This is a genomic window from Agrobacterium sp. 5Ca39 (assembly GCF_055382365.1).
The window spans coordinates 2,160,661-2,184,273 of the sequence record NZ_AP026437.1 but is presented as its reverse complement, the minus strand read 5'-3'; the positions used below and the strand labels follow the sequence as shown (position 1 = coordinate 2,184,273).

General features: G+C 56.8%; 26 protein-coding genes and 1 pseudogene. 14 read left to right on the top strand and 13 right to left on the bottom strand.

From position 1 onward, the window contains the following. The 4 genes from ACZ47E_RS23750 to ACZ47E_RS23735 all read left to right on the top strand — a co-directional run bounded on the left by ACZ47E_RS23750 (window position 1) and on the right by ACZ47E_RS23735 (window position 3,990). Complete coding sequence (locus ACZ47E_RS23750) at window positions 1-957, top strand: tripartite tricarboxylate transporter substrate binding protein (RefSeq protein ID WP_022563225.1); 957 nt, start codon at window positions 1-3, stop codon at window positions 955-957. Further along, window positions 957-1,421 carry a tripartite tricarboxylate transporter TctB family protein gene (locus ACZ47E_RS23745; protein ID WP_022563224.1) on the top strand — a complete coding sequence of 155 codons (465 nt, stop codon included), beginning with the start codon at window positions 957-959 and terminating at the stop codon, window positions 1,419-1,421. The genes ACZ47E_RS23750 and ACZ47E_RS23745 overlap by 1 nt, the downstream gene beginning before the upstream one ends. Window positions 1,422-1,432: 11 nt before the next feature. Beyond that, window positions 1,433-2,941, top strand: a complete 1,509-nt coding sequence (locus tag ACZ47E_RS23740; RefSeq protein ID WP_006697897.1) for a tripartite tricarboxylate transporter permease — start codon at window positions 1,433-1,435, stop codon at window positions 2,939-2,941. Window positions 2,942-3,009: 68 nt separating this feature from the next. Beyond that, window positions 3,010-3,990, top strand: coding sequence for a D-2-hydroxyacid dehydrogenase (locus ACZ47E_RS23735; protein ID WP_022563223.1), 981 nt, complete (start codon window positions 3,010-3,012; stop codon window positions 3,988-3,990). Window positions 3,991-4,206: 216 nt separating this feature from the next. On the opposite strand, the gene ACZ47E_RS23730 is transcribed toward ACZ47E_RS23735, so the two are convergent. Then, window positions 4,207-5,103: a LysR family transcriptional regulator gene (locus ACZ47E_RS23730; protein ID WP_022563222.1), complete on the bottom strand. Its 897-nt coding sequence runs from the start codon at window positions 5,101-5,103 to the stop codon at window positions 4,207-4,209. A 136-nt stretch (window positions 5,104-5,239) separates the two neighbouring features. On the opposite strand from ACZ47E_RS23730, the gene ACZ47E_RS23725 reads away from it, so the two are divergent. Further along, the gene (locus tag ACZ47E_RS23725; RefSeq protein WP_022563221.1) at window positions 5,240-5,566 is read left to right on the top strand and encodes a nuclear transport factor 2 family protein; all 327 of its coding nucleotides are present in this window, start codon (window positions 5,240-5,242) and stop codon (window positions 5,564-5,566) included. Further along, window positions 5,563-6,342, top strand: a complete 780-nt coding sequence (locus tag ACZ47E_RS23720) for an SDR family oxidoreductase (protein WP_022563220.1) — start codon at window positions 5,563-5,565, stop codon at window positions 6,340-6,342. The genes ACZ47E_RS23725 and ACZ47E_RS23720 overlap by 4 nt, the downstream gene beginning before the upstream one ends. Before the next feature lie 29 nt (window positions 6,343-6,371). Here the strand turns inward: ACZ47E_RS23720 and ACZ47E_RS23715 are convergent, their stop codons facing one another. Next, window positions 6,372-6,839: a MarR family winged helix-turn-helix transcriptional regulator gene (locus tag ACZ47E_RS23715; protein WP_022563219.1), complete on the bottom strand. Its 468-nt coding sequence runs from the start codon at window positions 6,837-6,839 to the stop codon at window positions 6,372-6,374. 144 nt (window positions 6,840-6,983) lie between these two features. On the opposite strand from ACZ47E_RS23715, the gene ACZ47E_RS23710 reads away from it, so the two are divergent. Further along, entirely contained in the window at window positions 6,984-7,775 is a 792-nt protein-coding gene (locus ACZ47E_RS23710) for an alpha/beta fold hydrolase (RefSeq protein ID WP_022563218.1), read from the top strand. A gap of 32 nt (window positions 7,776-7,807) precedes the next feature. Then, a pseudogene (locus ACZ47E_RS23705) lies at window positions 7,808-8,221 on the top strand (GMC oxidoreductase); the annotation flags it as partial. A gap of 384 nt (window positions 8,222-8,605) precedes the next feature. On the opposite strand, the gene ACZ47E_RS23700 reads toward ACZ47E_RS23705, so the two are convergent. Then, window positions 8,606-9,103: a DUF6985 domain-containing protein gene (locus ACZ47E_RS23700; RefSeq protein WP_022563216.1), complete on the bottom strand. Its 498-nt coding sequence runs from the start codon at window positions 9,101-9,103 to the stop codon at window positions 8,606-8,608. 448 nt (window positions 9,104-9,551) lie between these two features. Here ACZ47E_RS23700 and ACZ47E_RS23695 point away from each other — a divergent pair, with 448 nt between their 5' ends. Next, complete coding sequence (locus ACZ47E_RS23695; RefSeq protein ID WP_022563215.1) at window positions 9,552-10,769, top strand: GGDEF domain-containing protein; 1,218 nt, start codon at window positions 9,552-9,554, stop codon at window positions 10,767-10,769. 149 nt (window positions 10,770-10,918) lie between these two features. Here the strand turns inward: ACZ47E_RS23695 and ACZ47E_RS23690 are convergent, their stop codons facing one another. Next, a complete protein-coding gene (locus tag ACZ47E_RS23690) occupies window positions 10,919-12,874 on the bottom strand; it encodes a methyl-accepting chemotaxis protein (protein ID WP_022563214.1) in 1,956 nt (651 codons plus the stop codon). 512 nt (window positions 12,875-13,386) lie between these two features. Beyond that, entirely contained in the window at window positions 13,387-14,136 is a 750-nt protein-coding gene (locus ACZ47E_RS23685) for an SDR family oxidoreductase (RefSeq protein ID WP_022563213.1), read from the bottom strand. Window positions 14,137-14,246: 110 nt separating this feature from the next. On the opposite strand from ACZ47E_RS23685, the gene ACZ47E_RS23680 reads away from it, so the two are divergent. Beyond that, on the top strand, window positions 14,247-15,152 hold the full coding sequence (locus tag ACZ47E_RS23680) for a LysR family transcriptional regulator (RefSeq protein WP_004446094.1): 906 nt from the start codon (window positions 14,247-14,249) through the stop codon (window positions 15,150-15,152). Window positions 15,153-15,404: 252 nt separating this feature from the next. Here ACZ47E_RS23680 and ACZ47E_RS23675 read toward each other — a convergent pair whose 3' ends face one another. The 5 genes from ACZ47E_RS23675 to ACZ47E_RS23655 all read right to left on the bottom strand — a co-directional run bounded on the left by ACZ47E_RS23675 (window position 15,405) and on the right by ACZ47E_RS23655 (window position 17,683). After that, window positions 15,405-15,896 carry a DUF4142 domain-containing protein gene (locus ACZ47E_RS23675; RefSeq protein WP_004446092.1) on the bottom strand — a complete coding sequence of 164 codons (492 nt, stop codon included), beginning with the start codon at window positions 15,894-15,896 and terminating at the stop codon, window positions 15,405-15,407. A gap of 29 nt (window positions 15,897-15,925) precedes the next feature. Further along, window positions 15,926-16,123 (bottom strand): hypothetical protein, encoded by a 198-nt coding sequence (locus ACZ47E_RS23670; protein ID WP_004446090.1) that lies wholly within the window; start codon window positions 16,121-16,123, stop codon window positions 15,926-15,928. A gap of 18 nt (window positions 16,124-16,141) precedes the next feature. Beyond that, window positions 16,142-16,294 (bottom strand): hypothetical protein, encoded by a 153-nt coding sequence (locus ACZ47E_RS23665; RefSeq protein WP_004446089.1) that lies wholly within the window; start codon window positions 16,292-16,294, stop codon window positions 16,142-16,144. 142 nt (window positions 16,295-16,436) lie between these two features. Further along, window positions 16,437-17,141, bottom strand: a complete 705-nt coding sequence (locus ACZ47E_RS23660) for an anti-sigma factor (RefSeq protein WP_004446087.1) — start codon at window positions 17,139-17,141, stop codon at window positions 16,437-16,439. Then, on the bottom strand, window positions 17,138-17,683 hold the full coding sequence (locus ACZ47E_RS23655) for a sigma-70 family RNA polymerase sigma factor (RefSeq protein ID WP_004446085.1): 546 nt from the start codon (window positions 17,681-17,683) through the stop codon (window positions 17,138-17,140). Before ACZ47E_RS23655 ends, ACZ47E_RS23660 begins: the two co-directional genes overlap by 4 nt. A 197-nt stretch (window positions 17,684-17,880) precedes the next feature. Here ACZ47E_RS23655 and ACZ47E_RS23650 point away from each other — a divergent pair, with 197 nt between their 5' ends. From ACZ47E_RS23650 to ACZ47E_RS23640, 3 genes are all read left to right on the top strand, one after another. Then, complete coding sequence (locus ACZ47E_RS23650; protein WP_022563210.1) at window positions 17,881-18,669, top strand: DUF4394 domain-containing protein; 789 nt, start codon at window positions 17,881-17,883, stop codon at window positions 18,667-18,669. 95 nt (window positions 18,670-18,764) lie between these two features. Continuing rightward, complete coding sequence (locus tag ACZ47E_RS23645) at window positions 18,765-19,235, top strand: aconitase family protein (protein WP_309762518.1); 471 nt, start codon at window positions 18,765-18,767, stop codon at window positions 19,233-19,235. Between the two features lie 649 nt (window positions 19,236-19,884). Continuing rightward, the gene (locus ACZ47E_RS23640) at window positions 19,885-20,430 is read left to right on the top strand and encodes a hypothetical protein (RefSeq protein ID WP_081859461.1); all 546 of its coding nucleotides are present in this window, start codon (window positions 19,885-19,887) and stop codon (window positions 20,428-20,430) included. Here ACZ47E_RS23640 and ACZ47E_RS23635 read toward each other — a convergent pair. The 3 genes from ACZ47E_RS23635 to ACZ47E_RS23625 form a co-directional block, all read right to left on the bottom strand. Continuing rightward, the gene (locus ACZ47E_RS23635) at window positions 20,415-21,062 is read right to left on the bottom strand and encodes a response regulator (RefSeq protein WP_022563207.1); all 648 of its coding nucleotides are present in this window, start codon (window positions 21,060-21,062) and stop codon (window positions 20,415-20,417) included. The genes ACZ47E_RS23640 and ACZ47E_RS23635 overlap by 16 nt on opposite strands. Beyond that, on the bottom strand, window positions 21,059-22,429 hold the full coding sequence (locus tag ACZ47E_RS23630; protein ID WP_022563206.1) for a sensor histidine kinase: 1,371 nt from the start codon (window positions 22,427-22,429) through the stop codon (window positions 21,059-21,061). The genes ACZ47E_RS23635 and ACZ47E_RS23630 overlap by 4 nt, the downstream gene beginning before the upstream one ends. 184 nt (window positions 22,430-22,613) lie before the next feature. Then, window positions 22,614-23,009: a DUF1236 domain-containing protein gene (locus ACZ47E_RS23625; protein ID WP_004446075.1), complete on the bottom strand. Its 396-nt coding sequence runs from the start codon at window positions 23,007-23,009 to the stop codon at window positions 22,614-22,616. 168 nt (window positions 23,010-23,177) lie between these two features. On the opposite strand from ACZ47E_RS23625, the gene ACZ47E_RS23620 reads away from it, so the two are divergent. Then, window positions 23,178-23,483: a DUF1236 domain-containing protein gene (locus tag ACZ47E_RS23620; protein ID WP_034497513.1), complete on the top strand. Its 306-nt coding sequence runs from the start codon at window positions 23,178-23,180 to the stop codon at window positions 23,481-23,483. Window positions 23,484-23,613 lie beyond the last annotated feature (130 nt).

Sequence of the window (23,613 nt, the reverse complement as noted above, 5' to 3'; positions counted from 1 at the left end):
ATGAAGCATTTGATTAGAAATACCGCACTGGCAACGACGCTGCTTCTCGCCATAGGCGTAGCCCACGCTGACTGGCCAACGGATCGCCCGATCGAATTTATCGTGGCGTTTGCTCCGGGCGGCGGCACTGATGTGATGAACCGTACGCTTGCTCCTTATGTGGAAAAGGAACTGGACGCGAAGATAACCGTCCTAAACCGTCCAGGTGCGTCCGGTGAAATCGCCTATACTGCGATGACCCAGGCTCGCCCCGATGGCTACACCGTTTCCTCGCTAAACACGCCTGGCTATCTGACGATGCAAATGGATCGCAAGGTGCGGTTCGACCCGAAAAAGCTCTGCCTCGTCGCGCGCATTGTCGAAGATCCCGGTTCGTTCATTGTCCAAACCAATTCCAAGTTCAATACGCTCAAAGACCTCGTCGCCTATGCGAAGGAGAACCCCGGGGCTGTTACCGTCGGCACAACTGGCCTCGGAACCGACGAGCATCTTGCCATGCTTCAGTTGGAGAAGTCTGCAGGTATCGATCTGACTGCGGTCACCTTCAATGGGGCGAACGAGGCTCGCACCGCGCTTCTCGGCGGGCACGTGGACACGATCGGCATCAACGTCGGGGAGTTCGTGGGCAGCGATCACTCCGCGTTCAAGAATCTCGGCCAGTTTGCCGAAGAGCGCGCCTCCATCGCTCCCGATCTCCCAACCGCAAAAGAACAGGGTTTTGAAGTCCTGATGAGTTCTGAGCGCGGAATCGCAATGAGCTGTGACGTGCCGGAGGAAATTCGGACGAAGTTCTCCGCCGCGGTGAAGAAAGCTCTCGACGATCCAGAGTTCAAGGCAAAGGCGAAGCAGATGTCGCTGGCCATTTCCTATCGCTCGTCCCAAGATTGGGACAAGGAGCTTCCCGTGCGCGCTGAGCGCCTGGGCGCGATCTGGAAACTGGCCAAGGAACAGAAGTAATGGCCGCTCCCCGCAAGGCTGGAGGCACCGGTGACCGGCCTGACCTCTTCACCGCAGCGTTATTCATGGGATTCGGCGCGCTTGGCCTATGGGCCGGGCGCGACCTGACCATGGGCACGGCATCCGCCATGGGCCCAGGTTACCTGCCTCGAATAGTGTGCTGGCTTCTTATCATCATTGGCGCCACGATCGGCGGGTTGGGCGCGGTCCGGGCACGGGTCGACATCGACAAACCGAAGATCTGGCCGCTTATGGTCATCCTTGCAGCAGTTGTTGGCTTCGCCTTCATCGCGGAGTTCTTTGGTTTCGTTGCGGCGTCCGTATGGTTGCTTCTGGTCGGCAGCATCGCTGACCGCGATTCACGGCTTCGCGAGGTCATCCTGCTGACCGCTGGGCTGACAGCGTTTGGCGTTTTGGTCTTCATTGTCGGCCTTGGCGTGCAAATGCCTATCTGGCCGTTCTGAGGGAGGTATAATTGAATTTCGTTGACCTTCTCATGCTGGGCTTCAGCGAGGCCCTGACGCCGACGAACCTGGGCTTCTGTCTGCTTGGCGCTCTGCTTGGCACGCTGATCGGGGTGTTACCAGGTATCGGGCCGACGGCGACGATCGCGGTTTTGCTGCCGATTACGTTCTACCTTCCGCCTCTGGCGGGCCTCATCATGCTCGCCGGCATCTATTACGGCGCGCAGTACGGTGGATCGACGACGGCTATCCTCGTCAATCTTCCCGGAGAGGCGTCGTCGGTCGTGACCGCTGTCGACGGTTACAAGATGGCTCAGAAGGGAAGGGCCGGGTCGGCGCTTGCCGTCGCGGCGCTCGGTTCCTTCTTCGCCGGAACGGTCGCGACGTTCGGTATTGCTATCGCTGGTCCGACGCTATCGTCTTTCGCCCTTTCCTTTGGCCCGGCAGAATACGTGTCGCTGATGCTGTTCGGCCTTCTGGCGGCCACTATCCTCGCCCGCGGACCAGTCCTGAAGGCGATCGGCATGATCCTTCTCGGTCTGCTGCTCGGTATGGTCGGGATCGACGCCAGTTCCGGGGAGGAACGCCTTACATTCACTGCAGTCGAACTCTTCGACGGCATCGACTTCGTGGTCATCGCCATAGGTCTGTTCGGTTTCGCGGAGATCATCGAAAATCTTGAGAACGTCGAAGCTCGTGGTGTGCTTGTCAGCAAGCTCAGCCGCCTGTGGCCGACCAAAGAGGACTTCAAACGGGCCTGGCCGGCTGTCCTTCGCGGCACGGGTGTCGGGACGTTTCTCGGCGTACTTCCGGGCGGCGGAGCCACTCTAGCCTCATTCTGCGCCTATTCGGTAGAGAAAAAAGTATCCAAGCGTCCCCAGGAGTTCGGCGAGGGTGCCGTTGAGGGTGTCGCCGGACCGGAGGCTGCCAACAATGCCGGCGCACAGTCCTCGTTTATCCCGCTTCTCACCCTGGGCATCCCATCGAACAACATGATGGCGATGATGCTGAGTGCGTTCATCATACACGGCATCACCCCGGGACCGACGGTACTGGCAACCCAGCCGGAAATCTTCTGGGGACTCGTTGCCAGCATGTGGATCGGCAACCTGATGCTCGTCGTGATCAACCTGCCACTGATCGGCGTGTGGGTGAAGCTCCTGACGGTCCCGTATCGTCTGCTGTATCCGGCAATCCTTCTCTTTTGCTGCGTCGGTGTCTACAGCATCAACAACCGCATATTCGACGTGGTACTGGCTGCCGGGTTCGGCCTGCTGGGGTATGCCTTCCGCAAGGCCAAGTGCGAGCCGGGTCCGCTACTTCTGGGGTTCGTCCTGGGACCGTTGTTGGAAACCAACATCCGTCGCGCCCTGACAATTTCGCACGGAAACCCCAGTGTCTTCGTGGAGCGGCCGATCAGTCTGGTCCTGCTGATCGCGACAGCCGGCGTGCTTCTGCTGATGATCCTGCCGTCATTCCGCAAAACACGCGAAGAAGCGTTTCAGGAAGAAGAAGCCTGAGGCTGATCTTAAATTGAGCGGCCGCTTGAAAGCGGCCGCTGTTCTCCCTCTGAACCTGGTGTCCCCCAATGCCTCATGCTTCCAGCAAGCCTCTTCGGATCGTCCTTCTCGATCGGAAGACCTTACCCGACGATATTTACTTTCGTGCGTTCTCCTTCGCTCACGAGCTCGTTCAGTTTGACCAGACGGCTCCCGACGAGGTGCCGGAGCGCATCAAGGATGCCGACATCGTCATTACCAACAAGGCCCCTGTGCGCGGCTCAGCGGTCGCGTCCGCTCCCAGACTTAAACTGGTCGCCGTAGCGGCGACGGGCACCGACGTCGTAGACGTCGCAGCATGCGCGCAGCATGGAGTCATCGTCTCAAACATCCGCAACTACGCCGTCAACACCGTACCCGAGCACACTTTCGCTCTGATCCTTGCGCTTCGCCGCAGCCTGCTCGCCTATCGCAATTCGGTGCAGGCCGGACGCTGGCAGGAAGCAAACCAGTTCTGCTATTTCGACTTCCCGATTAACGATCTCGCCGGTTCGACGCTCGGCATCATCGGTGACGGTGCCCTCGGGCGCTCGGTGGCCGATCTTGGTCGTGCTTTCGGGATGAAGGTTCTTTTTTCGGACTACAAGGGCACCAGCGGAATGGGGCCGCTCTATACGCCGTTCGAGAAGGTCCTCGCGCTCAGCGACATCATCACCTTGCACTCTCCCTTGATGCCTTCGACCCGCAACATGATCTCGACCGCGGAGTTCGCACGGATGGCTAGGCGGCCTCTTTTGATCAACACCGCACGCGGCGGACTCGTCGATGAGGCCGCGCTGGAACACGCCTTGAGAAGCGGCCAGATCAGCGGCGCCGGCTTCGACGTCGTCACCACCGAGCCGCCTGCACACGATCATCCGCTGATGCGGCTGCTCGATCTGCCGAACTTCATCCTGACGCCGCATGTGGCGTGGGCGAGCCGAGAGGCTGTGCAGTCGCTGGTCGACCAACTGATTGATAATGTCGAGGCGTTCGAGCGCGGCGCCCCCACGAACACCGTGGCCGCTTGATCATGGCGGCAGTCGCGGACAAACGCGCGCAGCCTTCGGGAATATCTCTGCCTCGATGATTTCGCGGAAGGTATCCGCCCATTTTATTGAGGCGAAGTAAACCTCTCGACAAGGGACTTTTGAACTTTAGCTGTGTCCCAGCAGTCAACCGGTTCAAATAGCTTCAAGAGTTTAAGAACGCCCAGCGTTCACTGGCATCGAACATCTGCATGCCGGTCATTCTCTTGCAAATTCGCGAGCAGCCTGAATAAATGCGGTGAACGCTGCAGGGGGGGTCTTCCTACCAGGGTAATACAACGCCAGCGGGGCCAACGAGGGCGTCCAGTCCTCAAGAACGCGCACCAGTCGCCCAGCCTCAATATCCTCTCGAACATCCGCTTCCATGAGATAACCAAGCCCAACCCCATTTTGGGCTGCTATCGTAACGAGGCTTGGCTCGTCCAGAGTGATCGCGCCTTGCACGTCGATCTGGAGTGCATTTCCGTCTTTCTCGAATTTCCACCGGAAAAGCGCATTGTTCGGAAGGCGCGCGCGAATGCAGCGAAACCTGTAGAGGTCAGTTGGTACAATTGGCTTGCCATGTCTGCGCAGGAATTCCGGTGATGCGACGACCGCATTGCTGCGCTTCAAGCCCAAAGGCACGGCGATCATGTCGGCAGGAACGAGATCGGCCGGTCTCAGACCCAGATCAAAACCCGCCGCGACAATATCGACAATCCGTCCCTCCGTGACAAGGTCGATATGCACTTGCGGATACTTCTCCAGAAATGACAGGACGAGCGGCGCCATTACTTCTCGTGCTGCCGTGGCGAAGGCGTTGATGCGCAATGTTCCGCTCGGGGTCTCCTGAAGCGACTGGGCCGCGAGCATTGCGTCGCGGATGTCGGTCACCGCTGGTCCGACCCGTTCTACAAACGTCTTCCCCGCATCGGTCAGGGACACGCTTCGCGTCGTCCTGTTGAACAGCCGGATACCGAGGCGCTGCTCCAGCTTCGCGATGGAGTTGCTCAAGGCCGTTGTTGACATTCCAAGGTCGAGAGCCGCTGCGCGGAAGGTTCCAAGGCGGGCGATGCTGAGGACGGCATCAAGGTCAGCAAGGACGGAACGGGTCATTTATCCCTCTTTTCGCAATACCTCATCCTTGTTTATCCTGCTTATCCCGTCAATAAGCTTCATCTATCTTCCAGCCAGTGGATATCGCGAAGGCGGAGCCACAGCCCAAGATACCAAAACGACGGGAGATACTACGATGATCGAACTACCCAGCGCTATCGAAGCCTATTTCGAAGCCGACAGGTCAGGCTGTCCGGACGCCATCGCTGCCACCTTCACCGAAAACGGGGTCGTCAAGGACAAGGGGAAGATTCACATCGGGCAGAAGGCCATTCGGGCGTGGATGACCGATGAGGCCCAGCAGTACAGCTACACGGTCAGGCCTTTCCTGATCGCCGTCGAGAATGGAAAGACCCAGGTGATGGCCCACGCAGCCGGCACCTTCCCCGGAAGTCCGATCGACCTTCGCTTTATCTTCGTCCTTTCGGGCGACAGGATTGCTGAGCTGGAGATCACCCTATGACGCCGTTTCTGACACTGGAGGGCCGTCGAACTCTCATCACCGGCGGGACGTCGGGCGCTGGCGCTGCGACTGTGGCTCAGTTCAAGGAGCTCGGCGCCCGCGTGCTGACAACCGCACGCAGAAAGCCGGAGGACTTTTCCGGCGCGGCCTTCGTCGAGGCCGACCTGACCACGATGGATGGCGTTCAGACAGTTGTTGACGCAGTCCACCGGGAGCTCGGCGGACTCGATATCCTCGTCAACGTGTTGGGCGGATCCTCAGCACCTTCTGGCGGCTTTGCGGCGTTGACCGAAGAGGAATGGGAAAAGGAATTCAACCTTAATTTCTTCCCTGCGGTGAGGCTGGACCGCGCCCTTATCCCCGGAATGATCGCGCAAGGAAGCGGCGTCGTCATTCACGTGACGTCGATCCAGCGCGTCCTTCCGCTGCACCAGGCGACGACCGGATACGCCTCCGCAAAGGGCGCGCTCAACACCTACAGCAAGAGCATCTCCAAGGAGGTTTCTCCCAAAGGTGTACGGGTGGTTCGGGTTTCTCCCGGCTGGATTGCAGATCCGGGCTCCAGCGGTCTTGCGCTTCGTATCGCGGAGGAAGCCGGCATCAGCTACGACGAAGCTGTGCAGACGATCATGGACTCGCTTGGTGGTATACCGCTTGGCCGGCCGGCCAGGCCTGGAGAAGTCGCCGACCTGATCGCGTTCCTTGCGTCGGATCGAGCGTCGTCAATTACGGGTACAGAGCATGTGATCGACGGTGGGACCGTACCGACCGCCTGAGCGGTGAGGCGATTTACCACTATCGAAGGTCAGGCGGGTGCGTCCCATCCGCCGACCTGGGAATAGATCGCGTTACGGAGATACCGGACATCGCGGTTAAGAGCAGCGAGTTCCTTTGGCGTCTGTGTAGAGGCCGCGAGCAAAGTGTCGCTGAGGCAGCCGGCCTTGTGCTGCAAGGCACGGCCGTCGTCGGTCAAGGCGATGACAACCTGCCGCTCGTTGCTAAGGTTGCGCGTCCTGCGCAGCAAGCCGGCAGTCTCGAGTCGCTTCAGCAGCGGTGTCAGCGTGCTTGATTCCAGAGCAAGGGTCTGGGCGATGGCGCCAACCGTCTGTCCGTCCTGGCTCCATAACACGTTGAGTACGAGATATTGCGGATAGGTCAGGCCCAGTTCATCGAGAAGAGGCTTGTATGCACGCTGGATCGCAATGCCGGCGGTGTAGATCGCATAGCATAGCTGGTCGTGCAGAGGCGGTGGATCGTTATGGCGTTTTGTCACTGTGAACTCCTGTTGCGTCAAATGTAACGAACGAAAGTACGAAAAACAATATCGCGATAATAATTATGTTGACGCGCAACTCCAAATCTGACAGCCTGAATATATCGCGATAAATGTTATCGCGAGTAAAAAGAGGAAAAAGTCATGACGCGCAAGATCCCGCCCACCGTCGCAGCAATTGCAGCCGTAGCCACATTAACTGCCGCATTGCCGGCAAACGCAGCCGATACCATCCCCAGGGAGCAGTCCGTCAGAAACGTTGTCCTCGTTCATGGAGCCTTCGCGGACGGCTCCGGCTGGAAAGGGGTTTACGATAATCTGACCAAGCGTGGTTACCGCGTGACCATCGTCCAGAATCCACTGACGTCTCTCGCTGATGACGTTGCCGCGACTGCCCGCGCGCTTGAGCGCCAGGATGGTCCGGTCATTCTTGTCGGACATTCCTGGGGCGGCACTGTCATCACGGAAGCCGGTATCGATCAAAAGGTTGCCGGCCTCGTCTACGTCTCCGCACTTTCTCCGGATGTCGGCGAAACGACGGCTCAGCAATACGACGGTTTTGCTCCTGCATCGGAGTTCGTCATCGAAACCACGAAGGATGGATTTGGCTATGTCAGCCCGGACAAGTTCAAGGCTGGGTTTGCCCATGACGTCAGTGACGCCGATGTTGCGTTCATGAAAGATGCCCAGGTCCCGATCAATATGTCGGCGTTCAGCACGAAGCTTGAACATGCTGCCTGGCACATGAAGCCCAGCTGGGCTGTTATCGCAACCGAAGACAAGGCGTTCGATCAGGCAATGCTGATCCATATGGCCGAGCGCATCAAGGCAAAAATCACAAAGGTCTCAGCAAGTCACGCACTGTTCATGACCCAGCCGGAGGTCGTGGCCGATACCATTGATCAGGCCGCCAAGGCCGTCTCCGCGAAGAAGTAATGCCAGGCACGGCGTCATCGCAACAGCCAAATTCCCTGGTCGAAACAGGTCTGGAAACACCGGAATATGGCTGGACGATGTTCAACGGACTTGCCCATCCGAAGAGTCGGGGCCGGTTGCTACTCTCCGGCTCCGACGCAACTGATCCGATCCTGATCGAATCGAATTCACTCAGTGAGCCGGAAGACATGGCTGCCGCCTTGGCCGCCGGGGAATTGTGCCGCATGCTCGGGAATAGTGACAGTTTCGCACCTCCGGTGAAAGGCGAAACTGCTCCGGGCGCGCGCGACCGATCGGGCATGATCAATTTTATTCAGCGCTCTGCCGTCACCTACTGGCATCAGTCCTGTACTGCAAAGATGGGTCGTGACAGCATGTCTGTTGTCGATAACAAGCTGAAAGTCTACGGGATCGGCGGCCTCCGTATTGCGGACGCCTCCGTCATGCGGGCATCTCAGGTCTTCATGTGTCGGCGTTGAAGTGGGTCTGGCTAGAATCTCGGACGCCGAACAGTTCGTCTCCTTCCAGATTGCACAGAGTATTTTGCATCCTCACCGAGCTCGAAGAGCAAAACCTTCGGAATGCTGATGTGATTACGGACGAGATCACAACGACTGGAGAGGGGCGGCATTGTGCGACCGATTGTTCTGCACGGTTTCGACACGTCGTTTAGCATCTTGTTTCTGCTGCGAGTGTGCGCCATGGCGGCGAGGAGGTGGGGACTTCCGATGTATAGCCCAGGTCGTCTCGCCTTTCATGGCTTTCTCAAACAACGTGTGGTGAGCGTTTTTCCTGGTAGGTTCACACGCCCGTAAGCAAGTCTCGGATACTCACTCGGCAATCCTAGTTGTGTATTCCGGGTTTCGCGCCTTGTAGACGACAGCCTCCAAAGCGGGATCTGCGTAGGCATTCACATTGGTCAGGTGACCATTATATCCGCCGACTTTCGTAAGCGTCGCACCGTTTCGCCAAACCATCATGAGGCCACGTTCGACATCCCAGCCGCACTCAGCCTGCATCACGACGTACCAGTTTTCATCCTCCTTTCGCCCTTTCTTGACGGTAACAGGTCCGGGAGTGACATGATCCCATATATCGGCGGGTGATTGTGGAACGCCCATTTCCGCGTCCAGCCATTCTGGTTTCCCGGCCTCTTCGTAATAGTCCTTGTAGAAGGCAAAAACGTGCCGCGTGTCCAAGAGCCTGTCCGCCTCCGTCAGCGCAAGAAACGAGGCCAGAGCAGCAGCGGACTCAGGAGCGTCAGGATCAGGCTCTTCGTCCAGTTCAACTTCAGCGCCATCAAAATAAGAAACGACGATCGTAGTCATAAATCTGCACCTTCAATCCTGCCGCAAGCCGATTTTCAATGCGCCTCCACGGGAGCGTCGGAGGCGCACTGTATCATGATGTTTCGCTGCCGGAAGGGATAGAGGGCGCAGGCAGCGCAGGCCGCGACGGGCGGCCTAGAGGCAAGACGCCTCTATCAGGTCCTCTGTATCTCCTTAACGGCCAATGTAACGAACATGGTCTAACTGCAGTAACTGAAAGTTCGGGGCAACTTCAAGCGCGGTGATGGGGTTGGTTTTTAGAAGACCGGTTCGATTTTGCTCAATGCTGCCAGTCAAGTTAAACCGGCCTCTGCGTGCACCAGTTTTCATCTAGGTGCTGTGGTCGAAACAGATGATTTTGGCGATGGATTAAAGGCTCGACAAGTTTTTTACCCGCCGTTCACGGGTTTCGCCGTACTGGTCACGACTTCTGAGAATGGGACATCAAATGCCCGACTTTTATACGCTCTTTCTCGTTGTCTTGCTGCTCGGTCTTTCTCAATGCCTTATTTGGGGTCTGGTGGTCTATCGCTACGGCGAACTGAAGGCGGCACGTTATTGGTTCTCAGGCAGCGTTGCCAGTGTGCTCGGAGGAGCTATTCTGGCCCTCCAGGGAAATGATGGTCTGCTCATCCAGACTGTACTCGGTAACAGTTTCATAGTTCTGGGATTTTATCTGAACTGCGTGGGCGCCCGCTGTTTCCACGGCGCTCGATTAAAGTTGCTTTCTGTCGCTTGTCTTTTCGTGATCAGCGTAGTGCTGATGCTGGCAACTTTTTGTCCCTGGTACGCGCGCAATCCTGTTTACACGGTGGCGCAGTTGTTGCCGCTAGCAATCACCGCAGTCTTTCTCTTGCGACACCATGGCGGCGAACTCGGCGCAATTGTCAGCAGCGGTGCAATGATCGTGGCCGTTTCCTCGCATGCGATAATTGCTTGCGGCAACATCTTGATCGTCACCCGCCTAACGCCAGAACTGGACCTCAAAGCGGCAGCCGCTGTTGATCTCTTGGCATTCCTTTTTGCCGCAGTGGTCTGGAATTTCGGGTTCCTGTTGTCGGCTGTCGATCGGCTTCGAGGTGAAGTCGAACGCCTCGCCAATGAAGACGAACTGACGGGTCTCGCCAATCGTCGAATGCTGATGAACAAGCTTGCAGATATGTGTGGTCCGTCCCATACCAAACGTGTTTTTAGCGTCATGCTTTTCGATCTCGACCGCTTTAAGGCGATCAATGACAAGTATGGGCATGCTGCCGGGGATGCTGCGCTCCGGCATGCCGCTGCCGTTGTTTCCGAGAAATTATCTGCCAACGATGTTTTTGCTCGGCTTGGCGGGGACGAGTTTTGTCTGCTTCTACCCGGCGTGTCACCCGTCGATGCCGCCGCCAGGGCGAGGACGATGATCAAGGCGCTCACGGCAACACCGATGATATGGAATGACTGTCCCTTGGTGATAAAGACAAGCATTGGCATTGCCTGCTGCACGACCCTGGATAAAATCGATCCCGAGGAACTTCTCGACCAGGCGGACCGTGCATTATACGAGACCAAAAAACGTAGTCGAAACGGATACTCTGTCTATAGAGGTTCGTCTGGCGCTGCGATCAGCGGTAACGTGATACAGCTTAATGATTTCGTCGCAGCAGAGGCAAAATCCAAGTCTTGAAAGTGGAAGCCGAGGGAACTCCCACGACTTGCGTCGCTCCCTCGACCGAAAACCCGCTTTTAATCTGCAAGCGAAGTTTCCGATCCAAGGCACTCGTGATGATGATCAACGGCCGGGCGGTTGGTCTGTCGCGCCGCGGCCGTAGATTTTTAGAACTCCTCCCAGCTGTCTTGCGCAACCGCGGCAGCCGAACCACCCCCGAACGCGTTCGCAATCTTGCGGCCAAGGGCTCTAGCCGGTGATGCTGCAGGTCGTGAAGCTGGCGATGCCGAGCGAACGGCCGCAGGGGCTACAGACGAACGACTTGTGCTTGCGCCATCGGCTAGATTGAAACGCGATAGCAGCTGGTTGAGGGATGCCGCCTCCTTGGCGAGGCTGTGGCTTGCGGCTGTCGACTGTTCGACCATGGCGGCATTCTGCTGTGTGCCCTGGTCCATGGTGTTGACGGCCGTGTTGATTTCCTGAAGGCCAACCGACTGTTCGCGCGAGGATTCGACAATCGCGGCGATATGACGGTTAATCTCTTGCACTTCCGTGACGATCACTTCGAGTGCCCTGCCGGTTTCACCCACCAGTGTCACGCCGGAGCGAACGTGTTCACCGGATGTCGTGATCAATGCCTTGATCTCTTTCGCAGCCTTTGCAGACCGCTGGGCAAGTTCGCGGACTTCCTGTGCGACGACCGCAAAGCCCTTGCCGGCCTCGCCGGCGCGGGCGGCCTCAACGCCTGCATTCAAAGCCAGAAGATTGGTCTGGAAGGCAATTTCATCAATAACGCTGATGATGTTGGTAATTTCACCGGATGAACGTTCGATTTCGTTCATGGCGGTAACGGCCTGACGTACGACTGCTCCGGACTTTTCCGCACCCTCACGGGCCCTCGCGACCAGATGGCCGACTTCTTCGGCACGGTTGCTGCTGTCCTTCACGGTCGTGGTGATTTCCTCCAGAGCGGCGGCTGTTTCTTCGACTGAGGCAGCCTGCTGCTCAGTGCGCTTGGACAGGTCGTCGGCGGCAGAGCGAATTTCGTTGGCACCGGCATCGATGCCGCGAGCGTTCTCGCCGACGGCGCGCAACGCGTCATTCAGATTCGCGACCGAGCCATTGAAGTTGTTCCGCAGAGTATCGAGATGGGCAACAAACGGTGTCTCGATGCGATACGCGATATCACCATCGGCGAGACGGTCGAGCCCCTTGGCCAGTTGGTCAACGGCAAATTGGGTGTCGGCAGCGTCCTTCGCCTTTTGGGCCTCGCGTTCCAATCGTTCCTGTTCGGAAAGGCTGCGATTGGCATCAGCTTCTTTTTCCAGACGGATTTTCTCAAGAGCATTGTCGCGAAAAATGGAGACCGCCTTTGCCATCTGACCTACTTCGTCCTTGCGATCCTGACCATCGACGAGTGCAGTGGTCTCCCCCTGCGCCAGAGTGATCATGCGCTCGCGCAAAGAGGCGATAGGCGTCGTGATCCCCTTGGCGGCAACAACGAGTGACGCGATGATGCCGAGTGTGAATGTGATGCCGACAACCATCAGCGAGGTAAAGATGGTGGAGTTTGTTTGGTCGGTCAGTTCGTCACTTCTCGCAGCCACGGATTTCAAGACCTGGTCCAGAAACGCTGCGTTGTCGGTCGTCAGGGGAAGAATCAAAGAGTCCGCTTTTGCCAGGGTCGCCCTTGCCGGTTCGTCCTGATCAGCTTTACCCAGTTGAACGGCCTGGTCAGTCAAGACGATGACTTCTTTCGTTCTCTCAATGATTTTGTCTATCGCAGCGCTCTCACGTGGGAGAAGTTCTTTCGTGTGCTGGAGACGCTCAAGAAGCTTGCCTTTGCTATCGCTGTAAAAGTCGATAGCTGTTTTCATGGCCGGATCGTCTTGGCGGTAGGTCAGGATTTGATAGGCGGCGTAAGCAGTTGCGACGACATTTCGGTTTACGCGCGACATCTCGACACTGGCGCCAGCATCATTGGAAATGAAATCGGAGTAGCTCGTATCTGCTGCTTTGTATCGGGTTGCGATAAACGCCGTGGCACACAGGCCCACCACGCACAGAGGGATGATCAGGGATAGAATTTTCGTGCGAATGCTCGCATTTTTAAGAAACGACATATTTCCTCGCGGTTCTGTTTTGAAATCGCGAACACGAAGCAGGGAGCATTGCGACCGGGAACTGGTCGAATGAAAAAAGAACTCTGCTGCAGGGGATTCGGCATGGATATGAAGAATTACAGAAGGTGCATGCCGTCATGGCAACCTGATTTTGCTCTGTCTGCTGTTATGGTAAATTAGTTATCGTTTAAATGTAATTAAAGAAACGGCGGCGCTCATAACAAAAGCCGAGGAGACAGGACTTCGCTTTTCGAGCCGAAGGGACCTGTATCCACGAAGTGCAATTTGGCACGTCACCGGATCATCTCTTCAAGATCGAGGACGCCGAAACGGCATTTTCTTGCGCGGTATGCCGACCGCCAGTTGCGACCGTTTTGCGCCTTCATGCCGGCCAAAGAAACCAGCTTGGCCGCTGACCGAAAGCAGACGTCACCAGCGATGCGCGCCTTGACATCCGACAACCGTCGGAGCCCGGCGCGCTGCTGTCACCGGATTCCGTTGCTTGGGGAGTGTCACAATGTGCCCATGCCACCGTCGATCATGATCTCGCTGCCGACCGTGTAGGCGGCTTCGTCCGATGCCAGGAACACTACCGCCTTTGCAATCTCGGACGGTTCGCCAAAGCGGCCGGCCGGGACCAGATTTTGTATGCTCTCAGCGACATTCTTCAGGTCAGTCTCGGTGAAACCCAGCTTGCCATAGAGCGGTGTAGAAATGGGACCTGGGCTCACCGCATTCAGCCGGATACCGCGTGTGATCAGTTCGCCGGATAACGTGCGGATGAATGACTGTAGTGCCGCTTTCGAGGCGGCGTAGACACTCGAGTTAGGCATGCCGATGTGGGCATTGACCGAGGTGTTCAGTACGATCGAAGCCGGATTGGCCAGTATCGGCAGTAGTGCCTGCAGCAAAAAATACGGGCCTTTCACATTGATGTCGAAGACCCTGTCAAAACCTTCTTCGTCCCATGCTTCCAAAGGCTTGAGAAGGGCGACGCCTGCATTGATGAAGACGATGTCCAGGCTCCCGAATGCCTCCCTGATCGTTTCAGCGACGACCTTCTGGCCCTTCACGTCGGCAGCGTCTGCCTTGATGACCAGTACACTGGAACCAAGCTCCCGCCGTGCAGCTTCCAGCGTCTCGGGATTGGTTCCCGTGACTGCTACCCGCGCAGCCTCACTGATGAATTGACGTGCTGTCTCAAGTCCGATGCCGCTGGTGCCACCGGTGATGAGCGCCCGCTTGCTTTTGAGCCTACCCATAATCCGAATTCCTTCTCGTTGTGTGGGTTTTCGTAAGTGCGAATGTGGCGCAAGCATGCTGTTCGTACTACTGTGCCAATGGCGGACGTACCTTTCGGAAAGGCCGAACAATGAAGCTGGATGGCATTTCGAGTTTCGTGGCTGTCGCCGAAGAGGGCTCGATCAGCGGGGCGGCACGCACGCTCAGGCTGTCAAAATCGGTCGTGAGCGAACGTCTGGCGGAATTGGAACGCAGCCTCGGCGCTACTTTACTCCACCGTACGACACGTCGCGTTTCGGTGACGGAAGATGGCGCTGCCTTTCTCGAACGCGCCAAGCGCATCCTGCGAGAGGTCTCTGAGGCAGCGGCGGATTTGTCCGAGCGGCGTGGAACGCTGGGCGGTCCAATCCGCATTGCTGCGCCTGTTACCTTCGGGCGGATGCACCTGGGACCGGCTCTGTATCCGTTTCTGGCTGCCAATCCCGAAATTGAGATGTCGCTCGAACTCGACGATCGGCGAGTCGATATTGCATCAGACGTTTACGATGGCGTTGTGCGCCATGGGGCGATTGACGATTCGAGACTGATGGTCTGGCGTTTGGCGCCAAGCCGCCGTGTCCTGGTGGCCTCCGAGGCCTATCTGTCGGTCAACGGGATGCCTGCAACAACTACCGAACTCGCTGCCCATAAGGGTTTGTTCTACACGAACCGGGGTGTTGCGGATTGGCGTTTCCTTACGCCTGGAGGCATTGAAATCGTTCGTGCACGCATTGGATTCAGAGTGAACAACGGCGACATGCTGCGAGATGCGGCAATCGCCGGTCTCGGTATTGCACTCCTTCCGCTCTTCATCGCAGGACCGGACATTCGCGATGGGAAGCTCAAGATCGTCGATGTCGGCGTTCGGCCGGATGCGGAATTCGTCTTTCTTGCGCACCCCGAGGGTCGCCGTCCTTCGGCAAAACTGCGCGCACTGGCGGCTCACTTGAAAGCGTCGTTCGGGGACCCGCCCTATTGGGAGGATGGCGTGGGTTAAGGGACGCATCATAACGGCCCCGCGCGCCTGCGCCTCGTCAGAGAGTTATATATACTAACCCGATGAAAAGTTACGTATTGATCGTCGCGGTGGCATAGGGTGGATTAGATCAAATATCTTCATCGATCGGCCGGTGTAACGTAAGTACGGTTGCCGGCCGGGCGCAGACAAGCTGGGTCAACATAGCTCGCCGCTGAATTGTCGATGGTGATCCAAATTCCGAATGTTGAGCTGGAGTGGATCTGGTCGCTTTCACGGATTTGTCAGGCCCTGAACACGCACATTATAGATTCGTACGGTGCCACGCTGATTTTCAGCGTATGCACGTAGCGAGCCTGCAATTCCGGTTTTGATGAAGGCTTCGAACATCGTCTTCGCATCTTCAAGGACCGAAACCTGCGTCGAGAGGTAAGCCTGGTCGAACTCACTTTGTGAAGCGGTTTCTAAAGCTCTCATCTTCTCGGCATATTCGGCGCTCAGGTCCGTCGGGACCGAGGTACCGTCCTTTTTAGCAGCATCGGCGAGATCGACGAGCGCTTTCTCATGGTCGCGCATGATGTCATTAGCGAACATTTTCGTCGCGTCATCCTGCGCGCTTTTAAGCGCCAGCCTGCTCGCCTCCACCTCAAACTGATTGAAGGAAGCCGCCTCGGCAGTGAAGTCCGCGGGTGATTGCGCGTTCGAGAAAGCGGGCATTAACATCGAAAGACACAGAGCGGCGCAGCAGGCACGGAATGGCTTCATGTTAAACTCTCCCTCAATGACTATTGTGGTCAGGGCGTCGTGTTCTGGCTGCCCGGCAGCGCATTCCTGTCAGCAGGCCCCGCAGGTGCTTGGTCTTCCGTCTGCCCCCTGTCTGGTGAATTTGACGGTGCTGTATCCGGAGTCGTCCTGACGAAGTAGACGGCCACGATCATCGCGAGAGCCACAGCCGCAGCCCCTACCAAGGGCCATATGGTTCTATAGTTCATATCAGTCTCCGCTTCCGGTTACTTTCCGTCGTAAAGCTTATGAACCTTGCGAGCTTGTTCTTGTTGCTCCTTGGCGGATAACCTGCGCTGACGCAGCAGGACATAAACGACCACGGCACCCAGCAGCAATGGGCCTCCAGCGACAACAACCAGCCAAAATACATCCGCCATAATCCGTCCTGTCAGTTCAAGAGGTTGGTGCCACGACGAACCACAGACGAGGGCCAATGTTCCTGGAAATTTGGAAAGCAAGCAGATGGGACAAAAATCGCCTGTCGGATGAGGCGCTGAAGCAACGCTCAGACGGTGGATTTCATCGCGGAAATTTCGCCAGCCCTTTGGCCAAGATCGGTCCGGTCGGTCTGCCTGTCGGCGATCCTCCCGCTTGTTCGAGCGTGATCTCGTATAGCTGGTTGTCACGCGGGGTGGGCAATGCGGGTCCATCAAGGCGAGCCGAGCGAACGCCTTTCAGCAATCCGAGCGAAACAGGCCCAATTTCTCGAGACGGAAGCGTCCATACCTCTATCGTCTTATCGTTCGGCACCGCAAAGTCGGCCAGTATACGGATCATCGCCCGTTCATCGCCAAAGTCCTCGACAACCGCCTGAATATCTCCAGCCTCATTGATCAAAACGGCGACGACAAGCGGCTCCGCCTTGTGAATGAGGCTGTATCCAAGACCGATGGCAAGCAACAATGCGGCGGCAATTGACGAAAGCGCAGCGATCTTCCAGCCTTTGCTGTTATTGTCATTCGCGAGCGTGGAAACAGACATGTAGCGGGTCACAGGCTGCGAAGTCAGCCCAGATTCAATGCGATGCCACAGGCTCTCGTTGACGGTTGCCGGTGTGATAGCGGTGTCGAGCGGCAGGAAACGCTCACGGCTTGCAGCAATCGCGGCCTTGAGTTCGGAATCTCGTTCCATGGCGTCCTCGATTTCCGCGGCGGCGGTGCTTTCGGTCAAGCCCAACACATACTCGTCAGCGAGGTTCGGTATATCCTTGCGGTCGTAGATCATCCCATGCACTCCCGAAGCGTCAGAAGCCCGCGCCTGATCCAGGATTTCGCTGTGCCAAGTGGAACGCGCAGCCTTCCGGCGATCTCGCCGTGAGAATAGCCTCCAACATAGGCCATCAGAATACCGTGCCGCTTTGTCTCATCGAGCGATCCCAGGCATTCGCGCAGGCGCGATTGTGTGTCCAGACGGTGCCACGCACCCATGATCGCGTCTGCCTGTTCGGCTTCCTGAAGCGCTTCTACCTCTTCGACCGAATGTTCAAGTTTGCCATCCCGCAGGAGATTGAGCGCTCTGTTTCGAACAATGGCATAAATCCATCCGCGCGCGGAGCCACGGTCCGCACTGTATTGATAAGCGTGGGTCCATATTCGGATAAAGGCTTCCTGCACGACCTCTTCGGCAAGTTCGCGACGTCCAACGATGCGTTGCGCCACGGCGACCAACCGCCCGGCCTCCTGATCGAAAATTCGGCGTAATGCCGAACGGTCACCCTTAGCGCAGGCAGCAAGCGCCTTATCCAGATCGTCCGGCCCGGAACCCATTAATATCCTTCCATGATCCAGCGGTGAAAATCGTCAGCTTTCACGAACTATACCCATCCGGCGATCAAATGGATGCATCCTGAGAATTATTTTTACGACCTGCATCCATTCGCCTCCCTTGCGGTGTCTTCAATGATGAAGGGTCAAGCGCCGAGTGCCTGACGCCTTCTCGAATGTTAAACGCACGGGAGAAAGACATGAAGACCATCCTTTTCGCACTGACCGCCTCCGCCGCCTTTGCTGCCATGGCATCGACAGCCTTTTCGGCACCCGTTCTCGGGCTGACGAGTGACAAAACACTTGTCATGTTCGATACCGCGAAGCCCGCCGTTACAAAGACCATGGAAGTAACCGGCGTCGATAAGCTCGTCGGCATTGATTACCGCCCCGCCAACAAGACAGTGATCGGTGTTACTGCGGACCATCGTATCGTTACCATCAACCTTGAAAGCGGTGCTGCCACTGATCTCGCAAAAATGGACAAGACGCTGACGGTGACACAGGCTCCGATCGTCGTCGATTTCAATCCGGTGGCTGATCGTCTTCGTTTCATGACTGGCACCACCAACCACCGTGTCCATCCTGACACCGGTGCAGTGACGGTCGACGGTGTCCTGGCCTTCGAAGATGGTGACATGCACAAGGGCGAGACGCCGAACATTGTCGCAGCCGCCTATACCAACTCCATCGGCAAGCCTGAAAAGACCGCAATGTACAATATCGATGCGACGATTGGCGCCTTGATCCAGCAGACCAAGCCGAATGACGGCACTTTGAAAGCAATTGGCAAGCTGGGTTTCAAAGACAAGCCAGCCACCTATGCTTTTGACATTCAGGGCACGGAAGCCGGAAAGAACACTGCCTATCTCGCTGCAAACAAAATGCTTTACACCGTTAATCTCGATACCGGCAACGCTACCGAAGTAGGCGCTATCACCGGCACGGACAACGAAGTCCGCGACATCGCTGTTCTTCCCGAAATGTGACACAGGAAGACGGGCGGAGGCTGATGACCGGCAATCTGCCTCCGTCCGATTTACTCTTCAAGTAATCAGGCCTCAATTGTCCTTGCGAGCTCGACCTGTCAACGGTCGAGCCGAGCCTTGCAGGTTTTTGCCGACCTCAGGACAAGATCCAGGTCTGCGGCACTCGCGATGCAATCCTCAACATGCGAGAAGTGCTGGCCATTTTTGTCGAGAGTAGCCCGAATCATGGCGCAGTTGCGATCGCCGCAATTACCAGCTGTACAAATACTTCGTATCCCCCGTTTGCTAGTTGCGCTGGCTTGCGCGCCTGGAAAGCGACGGAGCTTGGCATTCAGCCAGCGGAATGGGTCGAGACCTCACTGGCGCGAGGCTCGCTTACCGCGGAGCGATATCTCCGCCGCGCGGGCTTCCTGCCGATCTGGAAGCTTTGGGTTTGGGGGTGGTGCGAATGTCACCCGCACCGTGCGAGGATCGGCTTTGAGGAAAAAGGCCTCCTTCCGTTCCGGTCGAATAAGTCCCACCCAAATTTGGGCACTAAGTCCCAATCGATGAACCCCTCCGCATAATGAGTGTTGATTGTTTGGAAGTTGTCGCTCGAGGAACTCCAGCCGGAAACGATCCGGAGAACTCGACACAAGCCAATCATGGGCGCATTTCGCGCCCGGCGTCTCGGATACGCAATCGATCGCACAGCATCTGATTGCAGAACGTAAAGAGGATAAGATGGACCAGAGCTTACGACCCGAGCCTTACACCGTTGAGCAACTTCAACAAAAATACTCTCTGAGCATTTCGAAGGCAGTCGACATTCTGGATCACTGTAACGGAGACAGGGCCCTGATCGACAAAATGTTGAAGAGATGCCACCAGAAGCAGCTCGATGCTCATCCGAAAAGCGATACGGACGGGAGCTGCTGACGCTTACTTTTGAGACGACGTTGCTTTTTTGGTCGCGCTGAGCCAGCGGGAAAGTGCAGGGTTTCTTCACTTTGTTTTACGCGCGGCTCTTGTGCAACCATCACGTCAGTCGCTTTCAGACGGCGATTATTTCAGAACAAGCGGGTTCAAGACTACCCCAGGTCAGTTCTCAACCGAGCCAAACTCTGGCAGCCTGCGCAGAGATAATTGGTTCGCGTCCATTCCGGCAGGACGGCAGATATGGAGAACGGAGTGCGTACAAGAAGAAACATGCTTAAGTACCTCTTCACCTTTCCCATGGTCGGACGGCCCGTGGTTGCGTTGATCGCTGTCCAATTCTTGCAGGCCGCTGGTGTTCGGGTTGCTGTCGCTCAAGGCAATGGCGGCGGCAACGGTAACGGGAATGACGGCGGTAATGGCGGAGGGAACAACGGCGGCGGCAACGGTAACGGGAATAACGGCGGTAATGGCGGAGGAAACAACGGCGGCGGCAATGGAAACGGAAATGGCGGTAACAGCGGCGGAAACGGAAGCGCGAACGGTGGCGGCAACGGCAACGGCGGCAGCAATGATGGCGGACATGGAAATGGAGGTGGCAAAGGGAACGGAAACGAGAGCGGAAGCGGAAGCGGGAAAGCACCAGATCCTGGAGCAGCCGGAAATTCCGGTCAGAACCGGGCTGGCGTTCAGCAGTCTGGCCAGGCTCTCGAAGTGCGCCACGCCAATGGCATCACCGAGACTTTACGAAAAGGCCGGTATTCGATGCGCGACAATAAGGGCCGTGTCATCGTTGATCGGCTTGCGACGGTCAAGGATCGTTCAAGGTTTCAGGGCTCACGCTGAGCAGAGATACGATCTCTCCAAAGAAGTGCCGCCTCCGTGCGATTGCTGACCTTTAACTTGGCAAAAATCCTTGTCACGTGATGCTTCACCGTTTTCTCGTGGAGATCCAGTTTGCGGGCGACAAGCTTGTTGCTCATTCCGATGGCGATGAGGTCCATGACTTGCCGCTCTCTTCTGCTCAGATCCTGACGCTGCTCGATCAGTTCCGATGCGGCCTTTCTTTCAGCCAGCAACTTGGCGCCCAGTTCGGGTGGAATGTAACGCCCGCCGTCTGCGATGGTCCGCAGCATCTGTACCAGCTCACGAGAGCCGACGCCTTTCAAGGCGTATCCCGCCGCGCCCGACTGGATTGCTGTCTGAAGATCATCCACGCTCTCAGATGCTGTGAGAATGAGAATTCGAATGGACGGAGACAGGCTCAATATGGATTTGATCGCCGCTAGGCCGTTGCCGGGCATCGAGATATCCAGAAGGATGATGTCCGGCGCTAATCTGGTCGCAAGGGCTAGTGCGTCGTCGGCGTTTTCTCCTTCGCCCAGGACGTCGAAACCACACTCTTTCAGGCTCTGCGATACACCCGAGCGAAACATCGGGTGATCATCAACGATGACGACCTTTATATTTTCTGTCATGGATCGCTCACATCGACGGTGTTCAGTCTCATGGTGAGGTGCGTTCCGCGTGCCGATGTCTGCACTTCGAAACGGCCTCCCAGACTTTCAATTCGTTCTTTAAGGCCTGACAACCCGATGCAATCGGGTCCAATCTCGTCGAACGAAAAACCACTGCCGCCGTCTGAAACAGTAGCGACGATCTCTGTGCCTTCCTGTCGGAGTGACACGCATTGATTTGTTGATGCTGCGTGGCGCCAACCGTTGTTCAGACCCTCCTGGACGAACCGATAAGCGCAGATTTTAACGGGAACTCCGACTTGCGCGTTCACATCCTCAATTGAGGTCGTTATTCGCGTACCAGCACGGGACTGATGATGTTCAACTGCCCGACCAACAACGTCTTCGATGGGCAGATTTTCTATATCCGGCAAAACAAGGCCGCGGCAGATGTTGCGGATATCCCGGATAGCTTCATCCAGACTGGCCTTGATCGATGTCGTCTCGGATTCTCGTTCATTCCGACTTGTCTGGTCACTGACGAGCTTCTCGCTGTCCACCCGAAGTGCTGCGTAGGCGATGAGCTGTGCAGGCCCATCGTGCAGATCGGCACCGATCTTGCGCAACAGCCGCTCGTTCAAGGCCACCGTGCGCTGCGATCCTTTCTGCACGCGACGCGCCAGGTCCTCGATCTCACGCAGTTGATGCCGGATCATCCTGCTGCCCTTGAGCACAATTGTGGAAAGAACGGCGAAAAATGCAGAGGCAACCGCGATGACGACGATCCAGCTCTTCCAGCGCGCTCGCGCCAGGCTTTTCTCAAGATCCGTTGCCCGCTCATAAAACTCTGCGACGGCAACCACCTCTCCCGACCATGGCTGCAAGACGGGATTATATATCTCCAGGAGGGGTTCCCCGAGCGCTCGCTCCGCGTCGCTCTCTGGGTCTCCTGCCTCTTCGAAATTTGCGACGAGCTCGCCGGCAAACGCTTTTGTCCTGTTTTCGCCAGGTGGCACGACCATGTTCATCAGCCGCTTGTCGTTCGAGTAGATAATGGTTCCGTCTTTCGTCCACAGCCGGAAGGAAACCAGTCGTCTGCCCAGTGCACCCTGTCCCAGAGTTTCATCCAGCGTTCGTTCGATGGAATCGTCGAGTTTTGCCGCGCGGGTAAGATCCGGCAGGATAGGCGCAATGATGCTGTCGACATAAAGCGCGGTTGTCGAGCCTGCATTCCTTGTTACAGTCTCAACAATCTGATCTGTCACCAGCAATCCAATCAAAACCGTCGCACCCAACGTAACAAGACCGCCGGCGAGGAAAAACTGTTGGGCGAGTGACAATGAGCCCAAGGTCTTCGATGAAAGACGAGTGATTGTGCGACCTGACATAGTGACACGCGTGCCTGTGACTTTGCCGCCGAGGGTCAGCCCAGCGAACTTCAGACAACAGTAAATTATGATCTCGAGGACGGAAAGCGAAGCCTGAAGGCATTAAGATTTTTTATTTCTGAAAATACTAATTTATTCCCCCAGGAAAAGGCCTGCCGGGAAGAAAACCCGGCAGGCAATGCCATCAGTTGATAACCTGCACGACTTTGCGCGTGGTCGGTTCAACGATTACTCGCTGCTTGTTGACGATGGCATAAGAATATTTCGGTTCGTCCGGAACCTGATGAATGACCACAGTCGAAGGAAGCGGCTCGCCCACAACGACCTTTTCCTTCACGACAACTGTCTCGGCCGGCATCGGAGCCTCCCGAACATAGGTAACGACGCGCGGGGGCGGCGGATCGATAGCTGTGCCTGCGACGGCGCCCACGACGCCACCAACGGCTGCGCCGACCGGGCCGCCTACGATTGCCCCGGTAATCGCGCCGCCAGCGGCGCCGGTTACAGTCGATTCCTGAGCCTGAGCTCCGCCGGCGACCAGTATTGCGAACGTCAGGAAAGAAAGCTGTTTCATCTGCATGGGTGTTCCTCCTTCAGGCAGAATTTCTACAGCCAAACAATATTTTTCGATCTGCATCAGTTCCGGGCATAGGACTTTGTGCCCTGTCTGGAACACTTTCCGCGCAATTTGCTTGAAATCCCACCTGCAACCGCAGGCAAAAAGCAACACTTGCCAAGGTGGAATGATATGAAAACCCGAGTCCTCGCAATGACGGCTGCAATGATCGTTATGGGCACGTCGAGCGTTCTGCACGCGCAGACCGTCGTGATCAGCCCGGAACAGGAAGTTGTGATCCAGAAATACGTGACTGCGCACACGGTCACCTCAGTGGATGTGCCAAATGTCGATGTCGTGGTTGGCACTGCCCTTCCGGAAACGGTGGAGCTGCACAGGATTGATGCACCGGATGTGACCTACAGCTACGTCGTCGTTAACGGAAAGACCGCGATCGTCGATCCCGGCACCCGCAAGGTCATCAGGATCATGAACTAAGCCGGTAACCCGGGCGATCGATGGAGGCGAGATGTCACGTCGTCGTTCATCGATCCTGCAGGCTGTAAGATCATCGACGTTCTTTCGATCTGACAGCTTTCCCGGCCACTCAGCGTTGGTCGCGGTGGCG

What these genes read in the sequence shown, in the direction of transcription:
- ACZ47E_RS23680 (WP_004446094.1), top strand. Translation starts at nt 14,247, where the DNA reads ATGAAGCTGGATGGCATTTCGAGTTTCGTGGCTGTCGCCGAAGAGGGC.
- ACZ47E_RS23735 (WP_022563223.1), top strand. Translation starts at nt 3,010, where the DNA reads ATGCCTCATGCTTCCAGCAAGCCTCTTCGGATCGTCCTTCTCGATCGG.
- ACZ47E_RS23725 (WP_022563221.1), top strand. Translation starts at nt 5,240, where the DNA reads ATGATCGAACTACCCAGCGCTATCGAAGCCTATTTCGAAGCCGACAGG.
- ACZ47E_RS23675 (WP_004446092.1), bottom strand. Translation starts at nt 15,896, where the DNA reads ATGAAGCCATTCCGTGCCTGCTGCGCCGCTCTGTGTCTTTCGATGTTA.
- ACZ47E_RS23650 (WP_022563210.1), top strand. Translation starts at nt 17,881, where the DNA reads ATGAAGACCATCCTTTTCGCACTGACCGCCTCCGCCGCCTTTGCTGCC.
- ACZ47E_RS23625 (WP_004446075.1), bottom strand. Translation starts at nt 23,009, where the DNA reads ATGCAGATGAAACAGCTTTCTTTCCTGACGTTCGCAATACTGGTCGCC.
- ACZ47E_RS23665 (WP_004446089.1), bottom strand. Translation starts at nt 16,294, where the DNA reads ATGGCGGATGTATTTTGGCTGGTTGTTGTCGCTGGAGGCCCATTGCTG.
- ACZ47E_RS23745 (WP_022563224.1), top strand. Translation starts at nt 957, where the DNA reads ATGGCCGCTCCCCGCAAGGCTGGAGGCACCGGTGACCGGCCTGACCTC.
- ACZ47E_RS23640 (WP_081859461.1), top strand. Translation starts at nt 19,885, where the DNA reads ATGGTCGGACGGCCCGTGGTTGCGTTGATCGCTGTCCAATTCTTGCAG.
- ACZ47E_RS23620 (WP_034497513.1), top strand. Translation starts at nt 23,178, where the DNA reads ATGAAAACCCGAGTCCTCGCAATGACGGCTGCAATGATCGTTATGGGC.
- ACZ47E_RS23685 (WP_022563213.1), bottom strand. Translation starts at nt 14,136, where the DNA reads ATGGGTAGGCTCAAAAGCAAGCGGGCGCTCATCACCGGTGGCACCAGC.
- ACZ47E_RS23695 (WP_022563215.1), top strand. Translation starts at nt 9,552, where the DNA reads ATGCCCGACTTTTATACGCTCTTTCTCGTTGTCTTGCTGCTCGGTCTT.
- ACZ47E_RS23730 (WP_022563222.1), bottom strand. Translation starts at nt 5,103, where the DNA reads ATGACCCGTTCCGTCCTTGCTGACCTTGATGCCGTCCTCAGCATCGCC.
- ACZ47E_RS23635 (WP_022563207.1), bottom strand. Translation starts at nt 21,062, where the DNA reads ATGACAGAAAATATAAAGGTCGTCATCGTTGATGATCACCCGATGTTT.
- ACZ47E_RS23630 (WP_022563206.1), bottom strand. Translation starts at nt 22,429, where the DNA reads ATGTCAGGTCGCACAATCACTCGTCTTTCATCGAAGACCTTGGGCTCA.
- ACZ47E_RS23690 (WP_022563214.1), bottom strand. Translation starts at nt 12,874, where the DNA reads ATGTCGTTTCTTAAAAATGCGAGCATTCGCACGAAAATTCTATCCCTG.
- ACZ47E_RS23710 (WP_022563218.1), top strand. Translation starts at nt 6,984, where the DNA reads ATGACGCGCAAGATCCCGCCCACCGTCGCAGCAATTGCAGCCGTAGCC.
- ACZ47E_RS23670 (WP_004446090.1), bottom strand. Translation starts at nt 16,123, where the DNA reads ATGAACTATAGAACCATATGGCCCTTGGTAGGGGCTGCGGCTGTGGCT.
- ACZ47E_RS23655 (WP_004446085.1), bottom strand. Translation starts at nt 17,683, where the DNA reads ATGGGTTCCGGGCCGGACGATCTGGATAAGGCGCTTGCTGCCTGCGCT.
- ACZ47E_RS23750 (WP_022563225.1), top strand. Translation starts at nt 1, where the DNA reads ATGAAGCATTTGATTAGAAATACCGCACTGGCAACGACGCTGCTTCTC.
- ACZ47E_RS23660 (WP_004446087.1), bottom strand. Translation starts at nt 17,141, where the DNA reads ATGATCTACGACCGCAAGGATATACCGAACCTCGCTGACGAGTATGTG.
- ACZ47E_RS23720 (WP_022563220.1), top strand. Translation starts at nt 5,563, where the DNA reads ATGACGCCGTTTCTGACACTGGAGGGCCGTCGAACTCTCATCACCGGC.
- ACZ47E_RS23700 (WP_022563216.1), bottom strand. Translation starts at nt 9,103, where the DNA reads ATGACTACGATCGTCGTTTCTTATTTTGATGGCGCTGAAGTTGAACTG.